The 6,737-nt window shown below is 41.7% G+C and carries 9 protein-coding genes; 7 read left to right on the forward strand and 2 right to left on the reverse strand.

Annotated elements, in window-relative coordinates:
- Positions 1–117 precede the first annotated feature (117 nt).
- Both ICN37_RS02670 and ICN37_RS02675 read right to left on the reverse strand, forming a co-directional pair.
- Complete coding sequence (locus ICN37_RS02670) at positions 118–861, reverse strand: GNAT family N-acetyltransferase (RefSeq protein WP_216154620.1); 744 nt, start codon at positions 859–861, stop codon at positions 118–120.
- 42 nt (positions 862–903) lie between these two features.
- The gene (locus ICN37_RS02675) at positions 904–1,746 is read right to left on the reverse strand and encodes an AraC family transcriptional regulator (protein WP_216154622.1); all 843 of its coding nucleotides are present in this window, start codon (positions 1,744–1,746) and stop codon (positions 904–906) included.
- Positions 1,747–1,854: 108 nt separating this feature from the next.
- Between ICN37_RS02675 and ICN37_RS02680 the strand changes: the two genes are divergently transcribed.
- From ICN37_RS02680 to ICN37_RS02710, 7 genes are read left to right on the forward strand one after another with little or no spacing between them, the layout of a single operon-like run.
- Positions 1,855–2,391: a carboxymuconolactone decarboxylase family protein gene (locus ICN37_RS02680; protein ID WP_216154624.1), complete on the forward strand. Its 537-nt coding sequence runs from the start codon at positions 1,855–1,857 to the stop codon at positions 2,389–2,391.
- 45 nt (positions 2,392–2,436) lie between these two features.
- The gene (locus tag ICN37_RS02685) at positions 2,437–3,075 is read left to right on the forward strand and encodes a glutathione S-transferase family protein (protein ID WP_216154627.1); all 639 of its coding nucleotides are present in this window, start codon (positions 2,437–2,439) and stop codon (positions 3,073–3,075) included.
- A 9-nt stretch (positions 3,076–3,084) separates the two neighbouring features.
- On the forward strand, positions 3,085–3,702 hold the full coding sequence (locus ICN37_RS02690) for a flavin reductase family protein (RefSeq protein WP_216154629.1): 618 nt from the start codon (positions 3,085–3,087) through the stop codon (positions 3,700–3,702).
- A gap of 39 nt (positions 3,703–3,741) precedes the next feature.
- A complete protein-coding gene (locus ICN37_RS02695; protein ID WP_216154631.1) occupies positions 3,742–4,410 on the forward strand; it encodes an SDR family NAD(P)-dependent oxidoreductase in 669 nt (222 codons plus the stop codon).
- 22 nt (positions 4,411–4,432) lie between these two features.
- Entirely contained in the window at positions 4,433–5,116 is a 684-nt protein-coding gene (locus ICN37_RS02700) for a haloacid dehalogenase type II (protein ID WP_216154633.1), read from the forward strand.
- Between the two features lie 21 nt (positions 5,117–5,137).
- The gene (locus ICN37_RS02705) at positions 5,138–5,821 is read left to right on the forward strand and encodes a glutathione S-transferase family protein (protein ID WP_216154635.1); all 684 of its coding nucleotides are present in this window, start codon (positions 5,138–5,140) and stop codon (positions 5,819–5,821) included.
- 9 nt (positions 5,822–5,830) lie between these two features.
- On the forward strand, positions 5,831–6,529 hold the full coding sequence (locus ICN37_RS02710; RefSeq protein WP_216154637.1) for a glutathione S-transferase N-terminal domain-containing protein: 699 nt from the start codon (positions 5,831–5,833) through the stop codon (positions 6,527–6,529).
- The last annotated feature ends 208 nt before the right edge of the window (positions 6,530–6,737 follow it).

The raw sequence follows: 6,737 nt of genomic DNA on the forward strand, positions 1-6,737 counted from the left end.
TGTAAGCAATCTCTATACATTTTCCGTGGTAACCCCAATAAACATATACATCTGCCATTGGAGCAATGGACTATTCCTAGATTGCTACTCATTTCTATTTGTATGTATTTAAGCCTATTACTGAAAAAAACGTTGGAGCTTATTTTGTGTATTTGCAACCTCTAAATCAAGCATGGTTAAAAAATCAATTGTTTTAAATTCACGATCAATTGCTGGGGGACCGCAAATCCAAGCCCCTATTGAAAGATAGGCTGACAGTAGTTTTGGTAATTTGTAGTCTGAATACTCAGGCTGAATACTTAAAAGGCATTCAAACCCAGAATTTGGAAGAGTATAAAATTTTTCAGGTGCCAAGTGCTTTCGCATTACAGTATATGCAGCAGCTGCCTCTTTGGGATTCTGCGTGTTTATTGAGCTGCATCCAAGTAAATATCGAGCGTTATTTTGCTTCGCATATTGAGCAATTCCTTGCCACAGCAACGATAGTACAAAATAATTTCTATGTTCTTTGGCAACACAAGCTCTTCCCAGCTCAAGAATTTCAGGCCGTAAAGTCTCGAGACCCTTAAGATTAAATTCTTTTGCAGAGTAGTAACCTAAGTTCAACAATGCAACTTGACCTGTTTGCATTCGATAGGTTCCAACAATGGATTTACTGGGAGTATGTTCAACAATTAAATGTGTGCAGATGGGGTCAAAAGAATCTACATCCAGCCCACTCTCAAGTGAACTGGTAAGACCTTCGCGAAGTTCTAAATTAAAAACTTCAAAACGTAAACGCTGAGCTAAAGATAAGTCTTTAGCGCTTGTAACGCCTCTAAGCAAATAATCGCCTCGAATTAGTTCTGCAATATTCTGCAATTTATAAACCAACTAGCCAATGAAAGTAGATTTAAACGCAATTTAGTTGGCATTGTAATTACTTAGTTGAGCTTGCTTAACTAACCATTCTTTTGGTGTAAGGCCCAGACGTTGCTGAAAGCTTCTTGCTAATGAGGTGGCAGATGAGTATCCCAAGTTTTTATGCAGGGTTTTGATTGGTTTTCCATCTAAAAGATACTTAGTAGCCAGGTTTATGCGCCACTCTGTTAAGTAGTTCATTGGTGGAACACCCACTTTTTCTTTAAAGTACTGCGCAAATCTAGAGCGTGACATATTCGCTTCGTTTGCTAAGGTCTCTAATGACCAGTTTTGACTTGGATGGTCGTGAATCGCTTGGACGGCTTTTGAAATCTTCGGATCTGCCAAACCTGAGATCACACTGTTCTCAATCAAATTTTCCTGAATAGCATATCGATACATCCTGATGACTAAGTAGTCCATCAAATGGTTGAGAGCCTCCGCTTTCCCGCAGCGGTTATCAAATGCCTCAAAGTAGAGTAATTCGAGCAGCTTATTAAACTCTGCCATTTGAGATAGTGGTATGACCAGGCAGGCTGGTAAGCCCAAGGTAAGGGGGTTATTTAATCCATTACCAATAGCAACAGTTGCACAAACCATATCCACGCCATCCTCATCAATCGACTTAAATGTATGTGGGGTTGGCATAGAGAAAAAGACTAGGCTGGGTTCGGATATGCCAATGGATCTATCGCTAAGGATGATTTCAAGGGGCGCCTTTTTAATAATATGGATGTGCCCTACTTTTTCAGAAATATCAAAAGCATGCTGGCCACATAGGGTGCCATGACCAAAGACCTTGGTCTTAATTTGGAAGTTGCTAAGAAGGGCTGAAAGTCGATCCATTTGGGACTAATTGTATTAATAATTGGATTTTAAATTACTATTAATACCATATTATAGAAATTAGCGAAACAGTGCAATTGATATTTGCCAACCCAATAAGGAATGCAAATGAAAGCAATACAAGTGCCAACGTATGAAGAAGTTGGCGAGCCAAATAAAGCCATATTTGATCAACTAAAGAAGGGCTTATCTTTTGTTCCAAATCTATATGCTACTTTTGCTCATTCAGAAACAGCGCTAGGTACTTATCTAGCTTTGCAGAATGCAAAGAGTTCTTTATCTTCAAAAGATCGCGAAGTCATTAATTTAGTTGTTAGTCAGGTCAATGATTGCGAATATTGTTTAGCCGCCCATACGGCCCTAGGTAAGATGGTCGGGTTCGCTCCTGAAGAAATTATGGGGTTACGTAAGGGGGCTGCTTCATTTAATCCAAAGCTAGATGCTCTAGCCAAGTTGGTAAAAAGTATTACTGTTGAGCGCGGTCATCCCAATCAAGCGCTAGTTCAAGCTTTCTTTGATGTTGGATGGACTGAAGCGAATTTAGTAGATGCTATTGTTGTCATTGGCGACAAGATTATTAGCAATTATTTGCACGGCACAACTAAAGTGCCGGTAGATTTTCCAGCAGCGCCAGCATTAGTTTAATTTGAATTTACCCCTTAAGAGGGTAGCAACAGTACAGGGGATCTCATGTTGAAGTTATATGCGTTTGCCACACCAAACAACCTGAAGCCAGTCATCATGATGGAAGAGCTTGGGTTGGAGTATGAATTACATTCAGTCAATATTCGTCAAGGCGAACAAAAGGCTGATGCTTTTCAAAAGCTCAATCCTAATGCCAAGGTTCCTGTGCTTGTTGATCCTGAGGGCAGAAGTAAAGAATTTGTATTAACAGAGTCGGCCGCAATCTTGGTGTACTTAGCAGAAAAGTATGGCAAGTTCATGCCGGCAACTGTTGAAGAAAAGGCTCGTGTATTTGAGCAACTGTTCTTTCATGCTTCGGGCATAAGCCCTGCATTTGGCAATTCAGGCTTCTTTCAGAAATTAGCTTCTGAAAAAGTTCCCATTGCAATTGATCGCTTTCATGAAGAGGCTAAACGCTTAACTGGATTGTTAGATACTATTTTGGCAAATAAAGAATATGTAGCCGGCAATGAATACACCATTGCTGATATGGCTCACTTTGGTTGGATGTGGCGCAGTGCTTTTGCTGGTATTGATTTAGTGGATTATCCACATGTAAAGCGTTGGTATGATCAAGTTGCTGGTCGTCCAGCAGTCAAAGTAGCGATTTCAAAATTAGAGGCTTTAGTGCCTCCAACCACTTAAGGAATTGTGATGGCTGACATGTATTCATATGAGCCGAAGAATGGTCATGGCTTACCGCATGACCCATTTAATGCCATTGTTGGTCCAAGGCCGATTGGCTGGATCTCGACCCAAAGTAAAGCTGGCATAGTTAATCTAGCCCCCTATAGTTTTTTTAATGCCTTTAACTATATCCCGCCAATTATTGGTTTTTCTAGTGTTGGCTATAAAGATACTTTAAGAAATATTGAAGAGACTGGTGAGTTTGTATGGAACTTGGTGACATCCGATTTAGTAGAGGCGATGAATCAATCATGCGCCCCATACCCTCCTGAAGTCAGTGAGTTTGATGCTACAGGGCTTGAGCAAGCTAAATCAACATTAGTCGTTCCCCCAAGGGTTGCTAAAGCCAAGGTCGCATTTGAATGTAAATGTACTGAGATCATTCAGCTCAAGGGTATCTCAGGTGAAAAGGCGCAGACATGGTTGGTGCTTGGTGAAGTTGTAGAAATTCATATTGACAAGTCTTTATTAAAAGAAGGAATCTACGAAACCTCAGAGGCTGGTCATGTCCTTAGAGGCGGCGGCCCAGGCGATTACTTCACTATTGGTAAAGAGCAGCTCTTTAAGCTGTATAGACCACAATAATTATTAAATGACCTGCAGATACTAAGTGAGCTGATAAATATGAATAAAGTAGCTTTGATCATTGGAGCAGGGCCTGGTATCAGCGCTGCCTTTGCTAGGGAGCTCGTTACTGCGGGCTATACCGTTGCATTAGCATCGCGAGATATGGAAAAGCTCAAACCTTTAGCTGAGTCTATCGGAGCATATGCTTTTAAGGTCGATGCCAACTCTATAGACGATATTCAAAAGCTATTTTATTTTGTGGAGAATGCTTGGGGTGAACCCGAAGTAGTCTTATACAACCCTAGTGCTAGGGTTAAAGGCGACATTCTTTCCTTAAATCCGAATAAAGTATCGGAGGCCGTCCATACAACTGCAATTGGCGCCTTTACTGCAGCTCAAGAGGCCGCCAAAAGAATGATCCCCAGAAATAATGGCGCTATATTTTTTACGGGAGCAACTGCTAGCGTAAAGGGGTTTGCGAATTCATCTGGATTTGCGATGGGCAAATTTGCAGTTCGTGGCCTAGCCCAATGCTTGGCTCGCGAATTAGCTCCTCAAGGTATTCATGTGGCACATTTTGTGATTGATGGTTCTGTAAAGACTGATCCTGCAAATGATTCAATGACAGCAGATGCAATTGCAAAAACCTATATGGCGATATTGAATCAACCTAAAGCCGCCTGGACTTGGGAAATTGAAATACGTAGTAAGGATGAACATTTCTAAAACAAGAGATATTGGAGACTAAATGTATAAGCTCGTAGCCTTTGATGCCTATGGCACATTGTTTGATGTGTATTCCATGGGGCAGTTGGCAGAAGAGTTATTTCCAGGGCATGGCCAAAGCTTTGCCTTAATGTGGCGCGATCGTCAAATCGAGTACATCCGCCTTGTCACTATGTGCGATCCCAACCCCAAGGGCAGTAAACACTATCTGCCATTTTGGGAGCTGACAATTCGTTCTTTGCGCTATGTCTGTAAGCGAATGAGTCTAAATCTCACAGCAGAATATGAGAATCGACTGATGGATCAGTACGCAAAACTGACTGGTTTTGAGGATAGTTTGAATGTTCTCAAAACCATTAAAGAACAAGGTTTATCAACGGCCATCCTATCTAACGGCAGTAGAGAGATGCTCGCTACTGTAGTGGAGAGCAACGGTTTAAAGCCTTACCTAGATAAGGTGGTGACGATTGAAGATGTGCGTTTATTTAAGACTGACCCTCAGGCCTATGGGCTTTTGTTAAAAGCATTTCCCGTCAAGAAAGAAGAAATTCTGTTTGTATCTAGTAACGCATGGGATGCTCTAGCGGCCAAGTGGTATGGCTTCGATGTCTTTTGGGTAAATCGACTCGGGCATCCATTTGAAGAGATTGGCGAGAAGCCAAGCTATGAAGGCGCTTCACTAACTAAAGTTTTAGAAGTCATTTAATCAGAAAGCTAGGAATAAAAAATGCTTAAGCTCTACTATCACCCATCACCCAATCCAGCAAAAGTGGCTTTATATTTAGAAGAGACCTATACGCCTTACGAAATTATTGTGACTGATACTCGCAAGGGCGATCAGCACAAACCAGAATTTAGAGCAATCAATCCTAATGGAAAGACGCCTGCTTTAGTCGATGGCGATATTAAGGTATTTGATAGCAATGCCATCATGCTCTACTTAGGCGAGAAGATTGGCAAGTTCATGCCAGCAAATACGCCACAGGCACATGCCGAGCTTTACTCGTGGCTCATGTTTGTTGCGACTGGTATTGGCCCTTATTGTGGACAGGCCGTTCACTTCAAACACTTTGCTCCAGAGCCAAAAGAATATGCCGTTAATCGTTATGATTTTGAAGCATGGCGCCACTGGTTGTTAATTGAAGAACGTCTATCCAAACAGCCCTATATGCTCAGTGAATACGGCATTGTAGATATGTCTGTATGGGGCTGGGCTAGAGTCATTCCTTTCGTGCTTGGAGAGGGGGCATGGGAAAAGTTGCCTAGTGTTAAGCGTCTGTTAGATGAAATCAATACTAAGCCAAGTGCTCAGGCTGTGGAGGCGATTAAGACTAAACATGCTTTTAAAACTGAAGTAGACGAAGATTCCCGAAAGAATCTATTTCCAAGTAATGAACGACTCAAGAAATAAGGCAAAGACATGATTGATCTTTATTACTGGACTACGCCTAATGGGCATAAGATTACGATGTTTTTGGAAGAGGCAAATCTGCCTTATGAGATTTTTCCAGTCAACATTAGTAAGGGTGAGCAGTTTGAGCCCAGTTTTTTAGCGATTGCTCCCAACAATCGTATTCCAGCAATCGTAGATAAGGATCCAGTCGATGGTGGCGCCCCTATTGCCATATTTGAATCAGGCGCTATTCTTTTGTATTTGGCAGATAAGCTCAAGCAATTTATTCCACAGGATCTAAGGGGTCGTAACTTAGCTCTTCAATGGCTCTTTTGGCAAATGGGTGGTTTGGGTCCGATGGCAGGACAGAATCATCACTTCGTTCAATATGCTCCTGAGAAGATTCAATACGCTATGGATCGCTATGTCAAAGAAACATCTCGTTTGTATGGAGTTCTTAACAAGCAACTATCAGATGGCAGAGAATATATTGCCGGCGACTATTCCATCGCGGATATGGCATCCTACCCATGGGTGGTTCCCCATGTTCGTCAACAACAAAACATTAAAGAGTTTCCATTTCTCTATTCTTGGTTTGAAAGAATACGCTACAGGCCAGCAACCCTCAAGGCTTATGAGATAGCAAATACGATCAATACGGCCCCTACAGTCAGCGAAGAGGCTAAGAAGTTGTTATTTGGTCAAGATGCAAAGACGGTGAATTGAAGGCGCTTGCATGTACTTGTATGACTTTCTAGAAAAAAACTATGAGGCATTTATACAGATGCCTCATCATCCTGCATACGTAGATTCAAACACGAAGTGCAACACGGTTTAAGGACTGCATAAATACTTCATTGGGGGTTTTAAACCCTAATCGTTTTCTAGGTCGGTTGTTTAAACGGTCTTGGATCATTCTAAGCTCCTTATCGGT

The sequence above is a fragment of the Polynucleobacter sp. P1-05-14 genome (genome assembly GCF_018881675.1).
Classification (GTDB): Bacteria; Pseudomonadota; Gammaproteobacteria; order Burkholderiales; family Burkholderiaceae; genus Polynucleobacter.